Consider the following 15,470-nt stretch of genomic DNA (forward strand, 5'->3'; position numbering starts at 1 on the left):
ACTCGCCGAAGACAGGCCACAATCCGTTGACATTCCACCCATGAGCGCCCGCCGGCCGACAAACGCGGCCGCAACGGGCAAACACTGAACAAAACCCCCCACACGTTGCGTGTGGACGGCGTTTGCTAGCTGCTCCTTAGAAAGGAGGTGATCCAGCCGCACCTTCCGGTACGGCTACCTTGTTACGACTTAGTCCCAATCGCCGGTCCCACCTTCGACGGCTCCCTCCCACAAGGGGTTGGGCCACCGGCTTCGGGTGTTACCAACTTTCGTGACTTGACGGGCGGTGTGTACAAGGCCCGGGAACGTATTCACCGCAGCGTTGCTGATCTGCGATTACTAGCGACTCCGACTTCATGGGGTCGAGTTGCAGACCCCAATCCGAACTGAGACCGGCTTTTTGGGATTAGCTCCACCTCACAGTATCGCAACCCTTTGTACCGGCCATTGTAGCATGCGTGAAGCCCAAGACATAAGGGGCATGATGATTTGACGTCGTCCCCACCTTCCTCCGAGTTGACCCCGGCAGTCTCCCATGAGTCCCCGGCATAACCCGCTGGCAACATGGAACGAGGGTTGCGCTCGTTGCGGGACTTAACCCAACATCTCACGACACGAGCTGACGACAACCATGCACCACCTGTGAACCGGCCCCAAAGGGGAAGCCGTGTTTCCACGGCGGTCCGGCCCATGTCAAGCCTTGGTAAGGTTCTTCGCGTTGCATCGAATTAATCCGCATGCTCCGCCGCTTGTGCGGGCCCCCGTCAATTCCTTTGAGTTTTAGCCTTGCGGCCGTACTCCCCAGGCGGGGCACTTAATGCGTTAGCTACGGCGCGGAAAACGTGGAATGTCCCCCACACCTAGTGCCCAACGTTTACGGCATGGACTACCAGGGTATCTAATCCTGTTCGCTCCCCATGCTTTCGCTCCTCAGCGTCAGTTAATGCCCAGAGACCTGCCTTCGCCATCGGTGTTCCTCCTGATATCTGCGCATTTCACCGCTACACCAGGAATTCCAGTCTCCCCTACATCACTCTAGTCTGCCCGTACCCACCGCAGATCCGGGGTTGAGCCCCGGACTTTCACGGCAGACGCGACAAACCGCCTACGAGCTCTTTACGCCCAATAATTCCGGATAACGCTTGCGCCCTACGTATTACCGCGGCTGCTGGCACGTAGTTAGCCGGCGCTTCTTCTGCAGGTACCGTCACTTTCGCTTCTTCCCTACTGAAAGAGGTTTACAACCCGAAGGCCGTCATCCCTCACGCGGCGTCGCTGCATCAGGCTTTCGCCCATTGTGCAATATTCCCCACTGCTGCCTCCCGTAGGAGTCTGGGCCGTGTCTCAGTCCCAGTGTGGCCGGTCACCCTCTCAGGCCGGCTACCCGTCGTCGCCTTGGTGGGCCGTTACCCCGCCAACAAGCTGATAGGCCGCGAGTCCATCCCCGACCGCTAAACCGCTTTCCACCCCCCGCCATGCGGCGGAAGGAGAATATCCGGTATTAGACCCAGTTTCCCGGGCTTATCCCAGAGTCGGGGGCAGGTTACTCACGTGTTACTCACCCGTTCGCCACTAATCCCCCAGCAAGCTGGGGTCATCGTTCGACTTGCATGTGTTAAGCACGCCGCCAGCGTTCATCCTGAGCCAGGATCAAACTCTCCGTAAAAAAATTACAGACACAACCAGGAAGGCCCAAGGAAAATCGGGCCAACGGCTGCACCAAGCAAAACAATCCCGGCAAAAAACCCCTCCCGCCGCACGGGGTGCGACAAGAAAGGCCATTCACCAATAATCGATAAAAAATCGGTGTCAACAAACATGGCACACTATTGAGTTCTCAAGCAACAGACCGCTTACGGTTCCAAACAATGAATTCGATTCATTCTGAATTCTTTTTGCTTTTCGTCCGTAGCGACTTATCTAAGTTATTCCACCATTTGCTCGCTGTCAAATCGGCTTTCGCTGACCGTTTGCGACCATTTGGCGCCCCCACTCGGCCGATCCGGGAGTCTTTGGCGCTCGAAAGCGTCCGGTGATTCCGGTGGTTTTGTGGGGTTTGGCCGCCATTCCCCAGAACTTTCATTCCGTGGCCCGCGTTCTCAGCGGCGGCGACTCAAAAAACAATACACACAGATTTCGCTGGCGCAAAATCGTCGTTAACGCCCGGGCGTGTCGCACCGAGGCGCCGGGTGGACCGCGGCATTAAACAGCAATGGGCCGCGGGGCGACGTTCGCTTGCGCGATTCGCCCCGCGGCCCATGGCCCGGATGTTTCCCTAGCCGGCGACCTCGACCATCGCCAGGTTCTTCTTGCCGCGGCGGACCAAGAGGTAGCGACCGTGCAACAGTTCCGCCGCGTCCACAACGCTCTCGGCGTCGGAGACCTTTAGGTTGTTCACATAGGCTCCCCCCTCGGACACCGTCCGCCGCGCCGCCGACTTCGAATCGGAGAGTCCCGAGGCGACCAGCAGATCCACGATCCCGGTCCCGCCTTGCGCGACCACTGCGTTCGGCAGTTCGGCCGTCGCCGCGATGAGCGTGGGCTCGTCCAACTCCCGCAGGGATCCCTGCCCGAACAGCGCGGCCGAAGCGGCGATGACCTTGTCCGCTGCCTCGGTTCCGTGGACCAGACTGGTCACGTCGTATGCGAGGGCGCGCTGCCCCTCCCGCGCGAAGGGCCGCTCCGCGACGGCATCCCCCAAGGCCTCGATCTCGGCCCGGGTCTTGAACGTGAACACCTTGAGACGGTTGACCACGTCCGCGTCGGCCGTGTTGAGCCAGAACTGGTAGAAGGCGTAGGGGCTGCACATGTGCGCGTCCAGCCAGATCGCGTTGCCCTCGCTCTTACCGAACTTGGTGCCGTCAGCGTTCGTGATCAGCGGCGTGCCGTAGGCGTGCACGGACTTGGCCTCCACCTTGCGGATCAGGTCGGTGCCGCTCGTGAGGTTCCCCCACTGGTCGGATCCGCCCGTCTGCAGGACGCACCCGTAGTCGCGGTAGAGCTGCAGGTAGTCCATGCCCTGCAGGATCTGGTAGCTGAACTCCGTGTAGCTGATGCCCTCGTCGGAGTTGAGGCGCGCTGCGACGATGTCCTTCTTGATCATGGTTCCGACGCGGAAGTGCTTGCCGATCTCGCGCAGGAAGTCGATCGCCGAGAGCGGGGCGGTCCAATCGAGGTTGTTCACCATTCGCGCGGCGGACGGCCCCTCGAAGGACAGGAATCGGCCCACCTGCCCCTGAAGGTTTCCCACCCACTCGTTCACGGTTTCGGGTGTGTTGAGAACCCGCTCGGCGGTTTGCCGCGGGTCGCCGATCAGGCCGGTCGAGCCGCCCACCAGGCCAAGCGGCCGGTGGCCGGCCAGTTGCAGGCGGCGCATGTTCAGCAACTGGACGAGGTTCCCCAGGTGCAGCGACGGCGCGGTGGGGTCGAAGCCGCAGTAGTAGGTGATCGGCTCACCCGCCAGCAGGGCCTCGAGCTCCGCCTCGTCGGTGGAAACGTGGACCAGGCCGCGCCACTTCAGTTCCTGCCAGACGTTCGGGAAGGACGGATCGTTGCTCTGGCCCGCAAGGGCGGGACTCTGCTCACTCGAAGACACGTCCTTAAACCTAGCAGTTGGTGCGGCGCCGCTAGGAAACCAACTCGATGCCGTCCGGCACGTTGCCCTCCGCCATCACCCGGAGCCGCTGCGTCGCGCGCGTCATGGCCACGTAGAGGTCCCCCACCGTGCCCTCGGCATCGTCCACCAGCTCCTGCGGCTCGAGCAGCACCACGACGTCGAACTCCAGGCCCTTGGCCTCGGTCGCCGTCGTCACAACGATGTCCTGGTCCAGCCCGCCGGAGCCGCTCCCCACGCGGCGGCCGTACAGTCCGACGACGGCGGTGCGCACCTCGCGCAGGCGACCGACGGGGGCGATGACGGCGACAAGGCCGCCCTCTGCCGCGGCGACCTCGCCCGGCAGCGCCTCCACCAGGTGTTCCACGAGGCCGCCCGTCCCGACATGGTCGACGATCGGCGGCCACGTGCCTTCGCGGACCGCCTTCGGCGTCGACACCACAAGTCCCGCCGACTGGGCCATCCGGGCCGCGGCCTCCGCGATCTGGGTGGGCGTGCGGTAGTTGACGGTGAGTTCCTCCAGTGTGAACCGGTCCCCCACGAACGGCTCCATGGCGGCGGACCAGCTGGTGGCGCTGGCCGCGGAGCTCGCCTGGGCAATGTCGCCCACCACCGTGAACGACTTCAGCGGGCAGCGACGAACCAGCAGCCGCCATTGCATGGGCGAGAGCTCCTGCGCCTCGTCCACGACCACATGCCCGTAGGCCCAGGTCCTGTCCTGGGACGCCCGCTCGGCGGCGGTCGTGCTCTCTTCCGTTTCCTCGTTGATGTTCGCCAGCTCCTCGGCGGTGACCACGCCGTCGACGCCGATCTCGCGCAACATCGAGTCCACGTTGCGCAACGACTGCTCGGCGTTGGCGATGTCCCGCTTGCGTGCCGCCTCTGCCTGGGCCTGCTCGTGTCCACTCGTGGCGTCGTGCTGGCCCAGCAGTTCGGCGGCCTCGTCCAGCAGCGGCACGTCGGCCTCGGTCCACGGGGCGTCCGGGGAACGCATCAGGGCGGAGCGCTCCGCCTCCGTCAGATGCGGCGCGGCGGCCGCCAAGTGCTCGGGCTTGGAGAAGAGGTCGCGCAGGAGCTTTTCCGGCGTCATCGGCATCCAGCACAGGTTCAGCGAGATGCGGACGTCGCGCGAGGACCTCACGTCCTCCAGCAGGTAGGCGCGGTCCACCGAGTTGCCCGTGCCGGACGAATCCTCCAGCTTCTCCTGAAGCTGGTCGGCCAACTCGCGCAGCAGGATCTTCACGAACGTCGCCCGGGCCTCGTTGTGGGGCTTGTGTGTTGCCCGCGCCTTGTCCCGCGCGCGCCGAACCTGGCGCGGCGTCAGCGTGATGGGCGTGCCCTCGACCAGCATCCGGCGGTCTCCCGCCGGCAGGCGCTGCCGATTCGCAACGGCCTGTGCCACGACGTCGGCCATCTCGAGGCGTCCCTTGATGCGGGCGACCTCGCGGGACGCCTCCGGCACGGCGCGGACTCCGGGCAGGAGCCGCCCGACGCTGGCCATGACCACGCCGGTCTCGCCGAGGGACGGAAGCACACGCTCGATGTAGCGCATAAAGGACGAGGAGGGGCCCACCAGGAGAACGCCGGCCGACTTCAAGCGCTCCCGGTGCTGGTACAGCAGGAACGCCGCACGATGCAGGGCCACTGCCGTCTTGCCGGTTCCGGGGCCGCCCTGGACCACAAGGACACCGGCCAGGGGCGACCGGATGATGCGGTCCTGCTCGGCCTGGATGGTGCTGACGATGTCCGCCATGCGGCCGGTGCGCTTGGACTTCAGTGCGGCGAGGAGGGCGCCCTCGCCCTGGTGCTGGACGCCCTCCTCCAGGAGGGCGGAGTCGAGGACGTCGTCTTCCAGCGCCACGACGTTGCGTCCCTTGAGGATCAAGTGGCGGCGGCGGCGGACGCCGTGCCGGTCGAAAGCGGTCGCCTGGTAGAAGGCGCCGGCTTCCGGCGCTCGCCAGTCGATCATCAGCCGGGACTGGTGTTCATCGGTGAGCCCGATGCGCCCGATGTAACGCGCGGACGTGTCGCCGTCGTCGTTGGACTTGCTGTTGGGGTGCTCGAGGTCGAGCCGGCCGAAGACGAGCCGGTCCTCGACGGCGTTCAGCTGCGCCAGGCGGTCCTCGTACATGCTGGCGAACGCGTCGCGCTCCGACACGTTCTGCATGGAGCCGACCGCTCCGCTCCTGCGCACGCGAGCCAGCTGGGCCGCCTTTTCCTGGCGCAGTTCGTCGAGCCGGGTGTACAGGCCGGACACGTAGCTGCGCTCTTGGTCCAGCTCCGTCATGGACGACGGTGAATCTGGCATGGATGCTCCCTCATGCTCATTGGCGGACAGACAAGTCTACTCTCTTTAATCAAACCGTTTGGAGCGAGTGGATGCGGCGGCCGGGCAGGTTGGCCCGTCCGGCGAGCTCTTCCAGTTCCAGCACCACTCCGACGCCGGCTACGTGGCAGCCCGCCCGCTCGACGAGCCGGACGGCCGAGCCCACGGTCCCGCCGGTGGCCAGGACGTCGTCCAGGATCAGGACGCGCGAGCCGGGGGCGATGTCGTCCCGGTGGAGCTCGAGCGTGGCCGTGCCGTACTCGAGGGTGTAGTCCTCGGCGTGGACGGCGCGCGGCAGCTTGCCCTTCTTGCGGATCGTGACCATCCCGCTGCCCGTGGCATAGGCCGCGGCGGCCGCGAGGACGAACCCGCGCGCCTCGATTCCGGCCACGACGTCGAACGTCCCGGCGAAGGGCTCGATGATCGCATCGACGATGCGCCTGAGGCCGTTGGCGTCGGCGAACGCGGGGGTGAGGTCCTTGAAGGACACACCGGCGACGGGATAGTCGGGTACGACGGCGCACAGCCGGTCGAGGAGGTCAGCGATGGGTTCGGTCCGCGATTGCACCCCACCACTCTAGTCGGCTCGGATGGCATCCCCCGGTCCCGGCCGCCCCCGCTTCCGCTGCGCCGCCCGGTAGGGAGACACGGTGGGGTCCCCCGCGATGCTGAACCTCCAGGGGAAGTCGGACGAGCCGCCGGGACCTGCCACCCCCACCCGGGGCCCCTGGGCGATCGCCGAGGGAGAAACGGCGCCCAGTCCGCCGAGGCCGGCGACGCCGTCCTCCCCGCCCAGCTCAAGCCCGTTGTGCTCCAGGCCCAGGCCCAGGCACTGTGCCAGCCGGGCGGGACCGGAAGCCATCCGGTACCCGGGCAGGCGCGCGGCCGCGGGCCCACGCCGACCTTGGGCGGTGTCCCGCCCCGCGACCACCTCTCCCGCCCGTATCAGGACGGCCGACGACGCGCCCTCGCCGCCGCAAACGACGTTCACACAGTGGTGCATTCCATAGGTGAAATAGACATAGAGCCGTCCCGCCGGACCGAACATGACCGCGTTCCGGGCAGTCATTCCGCGGTACGCGTGCGAGCCGGGGTCGCCGGCGCCCTCGTAGGCTTCGACCTCCGTGAGGCGGACGGCGACCTCGGCGCCGCCGACCCGCGTCCGGAGGACGGATCCGAGGAGCAGGGGCGCCGCCGTCAGCGCGCCACGGCGAAGCACCGCCGCCGGGTTGTCCACGTCCCCGGGGGCCGGGATCCCTACCCGCACGGCGCCTACCCTGCCTGCGGCGCGGCGTCCCTCGGCGTGAGCGCGCTGGGCCACGGGAGGAGGGCGGGCAGTTCGCTGGCGTCGGCCGACGCCGCGGCACGGACCGGGCCCACCGGTTCGCGCCCCGCCAACCATGCGGCCAGGTCGGTCTCCATGCCGGTGACCACGCAGCCGTTCGCGCCGATTCCCAACGTGACGGGCGGACGGCCCGTTGGCTGCAGCACCAGGCGCGTGCCGGCGGGGACACGGGCGGACAGGAAGTCGAAGAGGTGTGCGGCGAACTCGGTGGGCCAGTCCGCGGGCGTGGACCGGCCCGCGAGGTCCGCCGCGTGGATGAGGGTTTCCCTCCAGGCGCCCTGGACGCAGTCCGCCACGGTGCCCTCGCCGCGGAAGCTCGTGGGTGTGTCCCAGCCGTCCGCGGGGACGTCGTGCACCGCCTCGACCAGCATCATGAGGCCCTCGCGCACGCGGGACAGGAGTTTTTGCGGGGCCAAGGCGGCGCCGGCCTCGATCCGTTCGTCGCGCCCCTGCTGGCCGCCGTCGTAGAACTCGATCCGTTCGCCGCTCCGGGCGTACTCGAGCTGCCTGGCAATGGCCCTGCCGACACCGTCGACGTGCGCCGCGACGTGGGCGCGGGACCACCCGGGCAACGTGGACGGTGCGCCCAGGCTGGCGGGATCCAAGGCGTCGAGCGTGGCGCTGAAGGTGCCGACGGAGTCGCGGACAAAGGCGGAAAGGGCCGTGGGGCCGAGCGCGTTCATGGCGAAAGCCTACCGCCGCCGGCCCGGGGGTCCCGGCGGCGGCAGGCTTGTGGGCGGCGGAGTCGCTAGCCGGCGAAGGCGCGCACGGACTCCACCTGGGCCTTGAGCGCCGCCAGCTGCCGCGCCACGGCCTCGGGCGCGGTTCCGCCCTGGGAACTCCGCGAGGCCAGCGATCCGGCCGTGCTGAGCACGCTGCGCACCTCGGGAGTCAACGATGCCGAGATGCCGGCGAAGTCCTCGTCCGTCAGATCCCACAACTCCCCGCCGCGGGCCTCCGCCAGCTTGACGGCGGCTCCGGAGAGCTCGTGGGCGTCGCGGAACGGGACGCCCTGGCGGACCAGCCACTCCGCAATGTCGGTCGCGAGCGCGAAGCCCAGCGGGGCGAGCTCCTGCATCCGATCTGTGTTGAACTTCAGCGTGGCGATCATGCCTGACACGGCGGGAAGCAGCAGCTCCAACGTGTCCGCCGCGTCGAAGACCGGTTCCTTGTCCTCTTGGAGGTCGCGGTTGTACGCCAGCGGCAGGCCCTTCAGCGTCGCCAGCAGGCCGGTCAGGTCACCGATGAGGCGCCCCGACTTGCCCCGGGCGAGCTCGGCGACGTCCGGGTTCTTCTTCTGCGGCATGATCGACGAGCCCGTGGAGTAGGAGTCGTCCAGGGTGACGAAAGAAAACTCCTTGGTGGCCCAGAGGATGACCTCCTCGGAAATCCTGGACAGGTCGACGCCGATCATGGCGCCCACCCACGCGAATTCCGCGAAGACGTCCCGCGAGGCGGTGCCGTCGATCGAGTTCCAGACCGCGGACTCGAAACCCAGGTCAGCCGCCACGGCATTCGGGTCCAGCCCGAGCGAGGAGCCCGCGAGGGCGCCGGAACCGTAGGGTGACACCGCCGCCCGCTTGTCCCAATCCTCCAGGCGCTGCACGTCGCGCAGGAGCGCCCACGCATGGGCCAGCAGGTGGTGCGACAACAACACGGGCTGGGCGTGCTGCAGGTGCGTGCGTCCCGGCATGGCGGCGTTGGGGTGCGCCTCGGCCTGGGCGATGAGCGAGTCGATGGTCGCCAGCACGCCGCGGCCGACGATCCGGGCGTGGTCGCGCAGGAACATCCGCCCCAGGGTGGCGATCTGGTCGTTGCGCGAACGTCCCGCGCGCAGCTTCCCGCCCAGCGCGGGACCCGCCCGCTCGATCAGCCCGCGCTCCAAGGATCCGTGCACGTCCTCGTCGGACTCCGACGCCGTGTAGGCGCCGGAAACGACGTCGGCCTCAAGGACGTCCAAGGCGGAGAGCATGCCCTCTAGTTCGGACTCGTCCAGCAGGCCGGCCGTGTGCAGGACGCGGGCGTGCGCCCGCGAGCCGGCGATGTCGTACCTCGCCAGCCGCCAGTCGAAGTGGGTGGACTTGCTCAGCGCGGCCAGTGCGTCGGCCGGCGCGCCGGCGAACCGGGCGCCCCAGAGCGCGCCCTCGTTGGTCGCGGAGGCCATCTACTTGCCGCCGCCCGCCACGTGGATGTCGCGCTCGGTGGCCACCTTGGAGGTCAGGCCGTAGATGTCGATGAAGCCGCGAGCGCTGGACTGGTCGAACGTGTCGCCGGTGTCGTAGGTGGCCAGGTCGAAGCGGTACAGCCCGGTGTCGGAGCGGCGCCCCTCGACGACGGCGCGGCCGCCGTGGAGGACCATGCGGATGTCGCCGGAGACGTAGCGCTGGGTGTCGTTGATGAACGTGTCGAGCGAGTACTTCAGCGGCGAGAACCACTGGCCGTCGTAGACCAGCTCGGACCAGCGCTGCGAGACGGTCGCCTTGAAGCGGGCCTGCTCGCGCTCCACCGTGATGTTTTCGAGGTGCTTGTGGGCTTCCATCAGCACCATGGCGCCGGGGGCCTCGTAGATCTCGCGGGACTTGATGCCCACGAGGCGGTCCTCGACGATGTCGATGCGGCCGATGCCCTGCGCCCCGCCGCGGCGGTTGAGCTGCTCGATGGCCTCCAGCGGAGTCACGGCGACGCCGTCGATCGCCACGGGGATGCCCTCGCGGAACGTGATCGTGACCTCGTCCGGCGCCGGCGGGAACTCCGGGGAGTCCGTGTAGTTGTAGATGTCCTTGGTCGGGGCGTTCCAGATGTCCTCGAGGTAGCCGGTCTCGACGGCGCGGCCCCAGACGTTCTGGTCGATCGAGTACGGGTTCTTCTTGGTCGTCTCGATGGGTAGGTTCTTCTCCTCCGCGTAGGCGATGGCCTTGTCGCGGGTCAGCGCCAGGTCGCGGACCGGCGCGATGCACTTCAGGTCCGGGCCCAGGGTCTGGATGCCGACCTCGAAGCGGACCTGGTCGTTTCCCTTGCCGGTGCAGCCGTGCGCGACCGTCGTGGCCCCGAACTGCTTGGCCGCGGTGACCAGGTGCTTGACGATCACCGGGCGCGAGATCGCGGAGATCAGCGGGTAGTGGTTCTGGTACAGCGCGCCGGCCTTCAGCGTGGGCATGCAGTACTCGTTGGCGAACTCGTCGCGCGCGTCGGCGACGTAGGCCTCGACGGCGCCACAGCCCAGGGCGCGCTGACGCACGGTCTCCAGCGACTCGCCACCCTGTCCCACGTCCACCGCGACCGCGATGACCTCGGCACCGGTGGCGTCTCCGATCCAGCCGATGGCAACCGACGTGTCGAGGCCGCCGGAATAGGCAAGGACAATACGTTCCTTCACAGGGATCTCCTTCGTGCGCGCCGGATCGGCGCAAGTCGCGGTAATCGTTTCTTATTCATAAGTCTACATAAATATGCATAGGGCGCAATCCGGATCCGGACGCACCGCTCAACCGTGCCGCACCGCAACGGTAACCTGTTGCACATGACACAGGAATCCCCCCACGGCACGCCGGACCTCAGCGACGAGGAACTGGCCTTCCTCCACTCGACCTTCGACCTGGCCCGCAACGGGGAGGCCGAGAAGCTGTTGGCCCTGGTGGATCAGGGCATCCCGGCGGACCTGACGGATCCCAAGGGCGACACCCTGATGATCCTGGCGGCCTACAACGGCCACAATGCGCTGGTGCAGGGCCTGGCCGAACGGGGAGCAGACGTGAACCGGCTGAACGACAAGGGCCAGGGGGCGCTGACCTGCGCCGTGTTCCGCCAGAACGAGGCGCTCGCGCGCTGGCTGCTCGAGAACGGCGCCGACCCGCGGCTCGGACCACAGAACGCGCTCGCCGTGACGGACATGTTCGGGCTGCCCGACCTGCGCAAGGTCATCGAGGAATACCTCTAGGAACCGACGCGCGGAGACGGGGAGCGGACACATGGACATCAGGATCCTCCGTGGGGACATCACGGCCCAGCCAGTCGACGCCATCGTGAACGCCGCCAACTCGTCGCTCCTCGGTGGCGGCGGCGTGGACGGAGCCATCCATGCGGCGGCCGGCCCCGAACTGCTGGCCGAGTGCCGCCGCCTTCGCGCCGGCAGCTACCCGGACGGCCTCCCGGTGGGCTCGGCCGTGGCGACCGGTGCCGGGCGTCTGGCCGCGCGCTGGGTGATCCACACCGTCGGGCCGAACCGCCGCGCCGGACAGACGGACCCCGCGTTGCTGGAGGCGTGCTTCGCGTCCAGCCTGGACGCCGCCTACCGCGTCGGCGCGGCGACGGTGGCCTTCCCCGCGATCGGGGCGGGCATCTTCGGATGGGACGCGTCAGAGGTTGCCGGGCGGGCCGCGGATGCCGTGCGTTCCTGGAGGCCGCCCGGAACCGGCGCGGAGGCACCACCGGGGATCCGGGAGATCCGCTTCGTGCTGTCCAGCGCGGGAATCGAGACGGTGTTCCGGACCGCCTTCGCCTAGGGGCGCCGCCCTACTGCGGGTCGGCCAACTCGAGGAAGCGCGCGGCGACGTCGTCCCCGCCCAAGGGGTCGCGGGTCACCAGCACCACCGTGTCGTCGCCCGCGATCGTTCCCAGGACGTCGGGAAGCACCGAATGGTCGATAGCCAGCGCCAGAAAGTTCGCGGCGCCAGGCGGTGTGCGGAGCACTACGATGTTGCCGGACGCCTCCGCCGTGACGAGCAGTTCCGCGCAGAGCTTGGCGAGCCGCGCGTCCAGCACCTCCTGCGTCAGACCCGTCCGCGGCGTCCGGTCCCCACCGTCGGCCCGGAGCGCGTAGACGAGTCCCCCGTCGACGCCTCGGACGCGGATGGCCCCGAGTTCCACCAGGTCGCGTGAGAGCGTCGCCTGCGTGACCTGCACGCCCTCGGCGGACAGGAGCGCGGCGAGTTCCGCCTGGGACCGCACTGATTCCGCGCCGAGGATGGCCTTGATACGCGCCTGGCGGGCGATCTTGGTGCTCGGCTGGCCCGGGGGCTGGACACTCATCGTCGCCCGTCCGCGGCGGGCGACCCGGCGAGCCCTGACTTCAGCACCAGCCATGCCATCAGCGCCTTCTGCGCGTGGAGGCGGTTTTCCGCTTCGTCCCAGACCAGCGACTGCGGCCCGTCGATGACGTCGGCCGAGATCTCGTATCCCCTGTAGGCGGGCAGGCAGTGGAGCACAACGGCCTCGGGGGCGGCCAGCCGCATGGCGGCGGCGTCCACCGCGTAGTCGCGGAACAGTTCCATGCGGGCCTCCTTCTCCGACTCCTGGCCCATGGAGACCCAGGTGTCGGTGGCGACGACGTCGGCGCCGGCGAGCGCCGCTGCCGCGTCCGTCGTGACCAGGACGGACCCGCCGGTCTCGGCCGCGCGGGCCTCGGCCGCCGCGACGATGCCGGCCTCGGGCAGGTAGCCCTCCGGCCCGGCGATGCGGACGTGCATTCCGGCCGTCACCCCGGCCAGGAGGTAGGAGTTCGCCATGTTGTTGGCCGAGTCGCCCAGGTAGGTCATGGTCAGGCCCGGCAACGCGCCCTTGTGCTCGCGCACGGTCAGCAGGTCCGCGAGCAGCTGGCATGGGTGGTAGTCGTCGGAGAGCGCGTTGATGACGGGCACGCGGGAGTTCGCGGCCATCTCCTCCAGCCCTGCCTGGGCGTAGGTGCGCCACACGATGGTGGAGACCATGCGCGCCAGCACCTTGGCGGAGTCCGCGATCGTTTCCTTGTGCCCCAGCTGGGACTCGCCCGCGTTGATCACCAGCGGCGATCCGCCCAGTTCGGCGATCCCCGCGGCGAAGGAGACCCGGGTTCGCGTGGACGTCTTGTCGAAGAAGACGGCGACCGTTTGCGGACCGGCGAAGGGGCGGTGGCCGTACCGGTCCGCCTTCATGGCCGCGGCGAGGTCCAGGACTTCGGTCTGTTCGGCCTGCGTCAGGTCGGTGTCGGCCAGGAAATGGCGGACGGGGGTGGTGCTCACGGTGTCTCCTCGGAAAGTGCGGCGGCGTGGATGGCGGGCAGGGCGGCGACGAACGAGAGTAGCTGCTCGGCCGTAACGATCAGCGGCGGCGCGAGCCGCACGGTCCGCGGCCCGGTGGCGTTGACGATGAATCCGGCGTCGAGGGCGTGGCGCACGACGGCGGGCGCGAGGTTGGCGTCGTCGTCCGCGGCGAGGTCGAACCCGATGAGTAGGCCGTGCGCGCGGACGTCGACGACGAACTCGAGGCCGCGCAGGGCCGCGGCGACGGTCTCCCCGGCGGACCGCACGTGCTCCAGGATCCCCTGCGCCTCGATGGTGTGGAGCGTGGCGAGCGCGGCGGCCGTGGCCACCGGGTTGCCGCCGAACGTGGTGCCGTGCTGCCCGGCCATGAGCTTCGTCGAGACTTCCTCGCCGAACGTGATCAGCGCGCCGATCGGGAAGCCGCCGCCGAGTCCCTTTGCCAGCGTCATGGCGTCCGGGAGCACCCCCTCCGAGGCGAACCACCGCCCGGTGCGCCCGATCCCCGTCTGGACCTCGTCGAACACCAGCAGGGCGCCCGCCGCGCGGGTGATGTCCCGCGCGTCCTGGAGGTAGCCCTCCGGATAGCCGCGGACGCCGGCCTCGCCCTGGACGGGCTCGATGAAGACGGCCGCGACCGTCTCGTCGACGGCCGCGCGCAGGGCCTCCGCATCCCCGGCGGGAACCCACTCCACTCCCCCGGGCAACGGTTCGAAGGGCTCGCGGTAGGCCTTCTTCCAGGTCAGCGCGAGGGCGCCCATGGTCCGCCCGTGGAAAGAGTTCTCCAGGGCGATGATCCGGTGGCGCGGCTTGCCCGGCCCCGAGTCGTTCCTGCGGGCCAGTTTGAAGGCGGCCTCGTTGGCCTCGGTGCCGGAGTTGGCGAAGAACACCTTGGAGCCGGACGGCGCCCCGGCGAGCGCAAGCAGCCGCTCGGCGAGCGCGATCTGCGTGGGGCTGGTGAAGAAGTTGGAGACGTGCCCGAGCGTGGACAACTGGCTCGCGACGACGCTGGAGACGAAGGGGTGCGCGTGGCCCAGCGCGTTGACGGCGATGCCGCCGAGTAGGTCCAGGTACTCCTTGCCGTCCGCGTCCCACACCGTGCATCCGGCCCCGCGGACGAGCACGCGCTGCGGCGTCCCGAAGACGCCCAGCAGCGACTTGTTGTAGCGCTCCAGGAGTTCCGGTCCGTGCAGGAGGGCCAGCGGGCCCAGCGCCTCGGTGATGGCGGCCTCGTTCATTTTGCTCCCTCCGGGACTACTTGGGTGCCGACGCCGGCGGAGGTGAAGACCTCCAGCAGCATCGAGTGGGCCTGCCGCCCGTCGACGATGTGGGCGCGCTCGACGCCCTCCTCGACGGCCTTGAGGCAGGCGGCCATCTTGGGGATCATGCCGGACTGCAGGCCGGGCAGCATGGCGCGCAGCTCTCCGGCGGTGAGCGAGGAGATCAGCGTGGACTTGTCCGGCCATGCCGCGTAGAGGCCCTCGACGTCGGTCAGGATCACCAGCTTGGAGGCGTCCAGCGCAGCGGCGAGGGCCGCGGCGGCGGTGTCGGCGTTGACGTTGAGGACCTGGCCGGTCGGCTCGCCGTCGTCCCCCACCTCGGGCGCGATGGTGGAGATCACGGGGATGCGCCCGGCCTCGAGCAGGTCCACGATGGCGCGTGGCTCGACCCCGGTCACCTCCCCCACAAGGCCCAGGTCCACCTCTTCGCCGTCGACGACCGTCCCGGTGCGCTCCGCGCGGAGCAGCGCGCCGTCCTCGCCGGAGAGGCCGACGGCGTAGGGTCCGTGGGAGTTGATGAGTCCCACGAGTTCCCGGCCCACCTGTCCCGTCAGCACCATGCGGACCACGTCCATGGCCTCCGGGGTGGTCACGCGCAGCCCGCCCTTGAATTCGGACTCGATGCCGAGGCGGGAGAGCATGGCGTTGATCTGCGGCCCGCCGCCGTGGACCACGACGGGATGGATCCCGGCGTGGTGCAGGAATACGATGTCCTCGGCGAAGGCCCGGCGCAGTTCCTCGTTGACCATGGCGTTGCCGCCGTACTTCACGACCATCGTGGTGCCGGCGAACCGCTGGATCCACGGGAGGGCCTCGATGAGGGCTTCCGCCTTGCGCTGCGCGTCGGCGCGTTGGCCGTCGTCCGGCCCGGTGGTCTCGATGGTGCTCATGG

At 68.5% G+C, this 15,470-nt stretch carries 13 protein-coding genes and 1 rRNA gene; 2 read left to right on the plus strand and 12 right to left on the minus strand.

The genetic code is table 11. The annotated features are described in order from the left end of the window. Positions 1-140: 140 nt before the first annotated feature. The 8 genes from AC3ZJJ_RS08800 to AC3ZJJ_RS08835 all read right to left on the minus strand — a co-directional run bounded on the left by AC3ZJJ_RS08800 (position 141) and on the right by AC3ZJJ_RS08835 (position 10,660). A 16S ribosomal RNA gene (locus tag AC3ZJJ_RS08800) occupies positions 141-1,666 on the minus strand. A 609-nt stretch (positions 1,667-2,275) separates the two neighbouring features. Next, complete coding sequence (tyrS, locus tag AC3ZJJ_RS08805) at positions 2,276-3,595, minus strand: tyrosine--tRNA ligase (protein ID WP_489895528.1); 1,320 nt, start codon at positions 3,593-3,595, stop codon at positions 2,276-2,278. Positions 3,596-3,626: 31 nt separating this feature from the next. After that, on the minus strand, positions 3,627-5,921 hold the full coding sequence (locus tag AC3ZJJ_RS08810) for a HelD family protein (RefSeq protein ID WP_489895530.1): 2,295 nt from the start codon (positions 5,919-5,921) through the stop codon (positions 3,627-3,629). A gap of 49 nt (positions 5,922-5,970) precedes the next feature. Further along, positions 5,971-6,507 (minus strand): adenine phosphoribosyltransferase, encoded by a 537-nt coding sequence (locus AC3ZJJ_RS08815; protein ID WP_489895532.1) that lies wholly within the window; start codon positions 6,505-6,507, stop codon positions 5,971-5,973. 9 nt (positions 6,508-6,516) lie between these two features. Next, positions 6,517-7,206 carry a DNA-3-methyladenine glycosylase gene (locus AC3ZJJ_RS08820; protein WP_489895534.1) on the minus strand — a complete coding sequence of 230 codons (690 nt, stop codon included), beginning with the start codon at positions 7,204-7,206 and terminating at the stop codon, positions 6,517-6,519. Positions 7,207-7,211: 5 nt separating this feature from the next. Next, positions 7,212-7,967: a maleylpyruvate isomerase family mycothiol-dependent enzyme gene (locus AC3ZJJ_RS08825; RefSeq protein ID WP_489895536.1), complete on the minus strand. Its 756-nt coding sequence runs from the start codon at positions 7,965-7,967 to the stop codon at positions 7,212-7,214. A gap of 65 nt (positions 7,968-8,032) precedes the next feature. Beyond that, on the minus strand, positions 8,033-9,448 hold the full coding sequence (gene argH, locus AC3ZJJ_RS08830; RefSeq protein ID WP_489895538.1) for an argininosuccinate lyase: 1,416 nt from the start codon (positions 9,446-9,448) through the stop codon (positions 8,033-8,035). Beyond that, the gene (locus tag AC3ZJJ_RS08835) at positions 9,449-10,660 is read right to left on the minus strand and encodes an argininosuccinate synthase (RefSeq protein WP_489895540.1); all 1,212 of its coding nucleotides are present in this window, start codon (positions 10,658-10,660) and stop codon (positions 9,449-9,451) included. A 144-nt stretch (positions 10,661-10,804) separates the two neighbouring features. On the opposite strand from AC3ZJJ_RS08835, the gene AC3ZJJ_RS08840 reads away from it, so the two are divergent. Next, positions 10,805-11,221, plus strand: coding sequence for an ankyrin repeat domain-containing protein (locus tag AC3ZJJ_RS08840; protein ID WP_489895542.1), 417 nt, complete (start codon positions 10,805-10,807; stop codon positions 11,219-11,221). Positions 11,222-11,252: 31 nt separating this feature from the next. Next, complete coding sequence (locus AC3ZJJ_RS08845) at positions 11,253-11,786, plus strand: O-acetyl-ADP-ribose deacetylase (protein WP_489895544.1); 534 nt, start codon at positions 11,253-11,255, stop codon at positions 11,784-11,786. Between the two features lie 10 nt (positions 11,787-11,796). On the opposite strand, the gene AC3ZJJ_RS08850 is transcribed toward AC3ZJJ_RS08845, so the two are convergent. Genes AC3ZJJ_RS08850 through argB form a run of 4 tightly spaced genes read right to left on the minus strand, consistent with a single transcriptional unit; the run spans position 11,797 to position 15,468 of the window. Next, a complete protein-coding gene (locus AC3ZJJ_RS08850) occupies positions 11,797-12,312 on the minus strand; it encodes an arginine repressor (protein ID WP_489895546.1) in 516 nt (171 codons plus the stop codon). Next, complete coding sequence (gene argF, locus AC3ZJJ_RS08855) at positions 12,309-13,280, minus strand: ornithine carbamoyltransferase (protein WP_489895548.1); 972 nt, start codon at positions 13,278-13,280, stop codon at positions 12,309-12,311. Before argF ends, AC3ZJJ_RS08850 begins: the two co-directional genes overlap by 4 nt. Continuing rightward, positions 13,277-14,536, minus strand: coding sequence for an acetylornithine transaminase (locus AC3ZJJ_RS08860; RefSeq protein WP_489895550.1), 1,260 nt, complete (start codon positions 14,534-14,536; stop codon positions 13,277-13,279). Before AC3ZJJ_RS08860 ends, argF begins: the two co-directional genes overlap by 4 nt. Beyond that, positions 14,533-15,468, minus strand: coding sequence for an acetylglutamate kinase (argB, locus tag AC3ZJJ_RS08865; RefSeq protein ID WP_489895552.1), 936 nt, complete (start codon positions 15,466-15,468; stop codon positions 14,533-14,535). The genes AC3ZJJ_RS08860 and argB overlap by 4 nt, the downstream gene beginning before the upstream one ends. Positions 15,469-15,470 lie beyond the last annotated feature (2 nt).

The sequence above is a fragment of the Arthrobacter sp. AOP29-A2-19 genome (assembly GCF_058138025.1).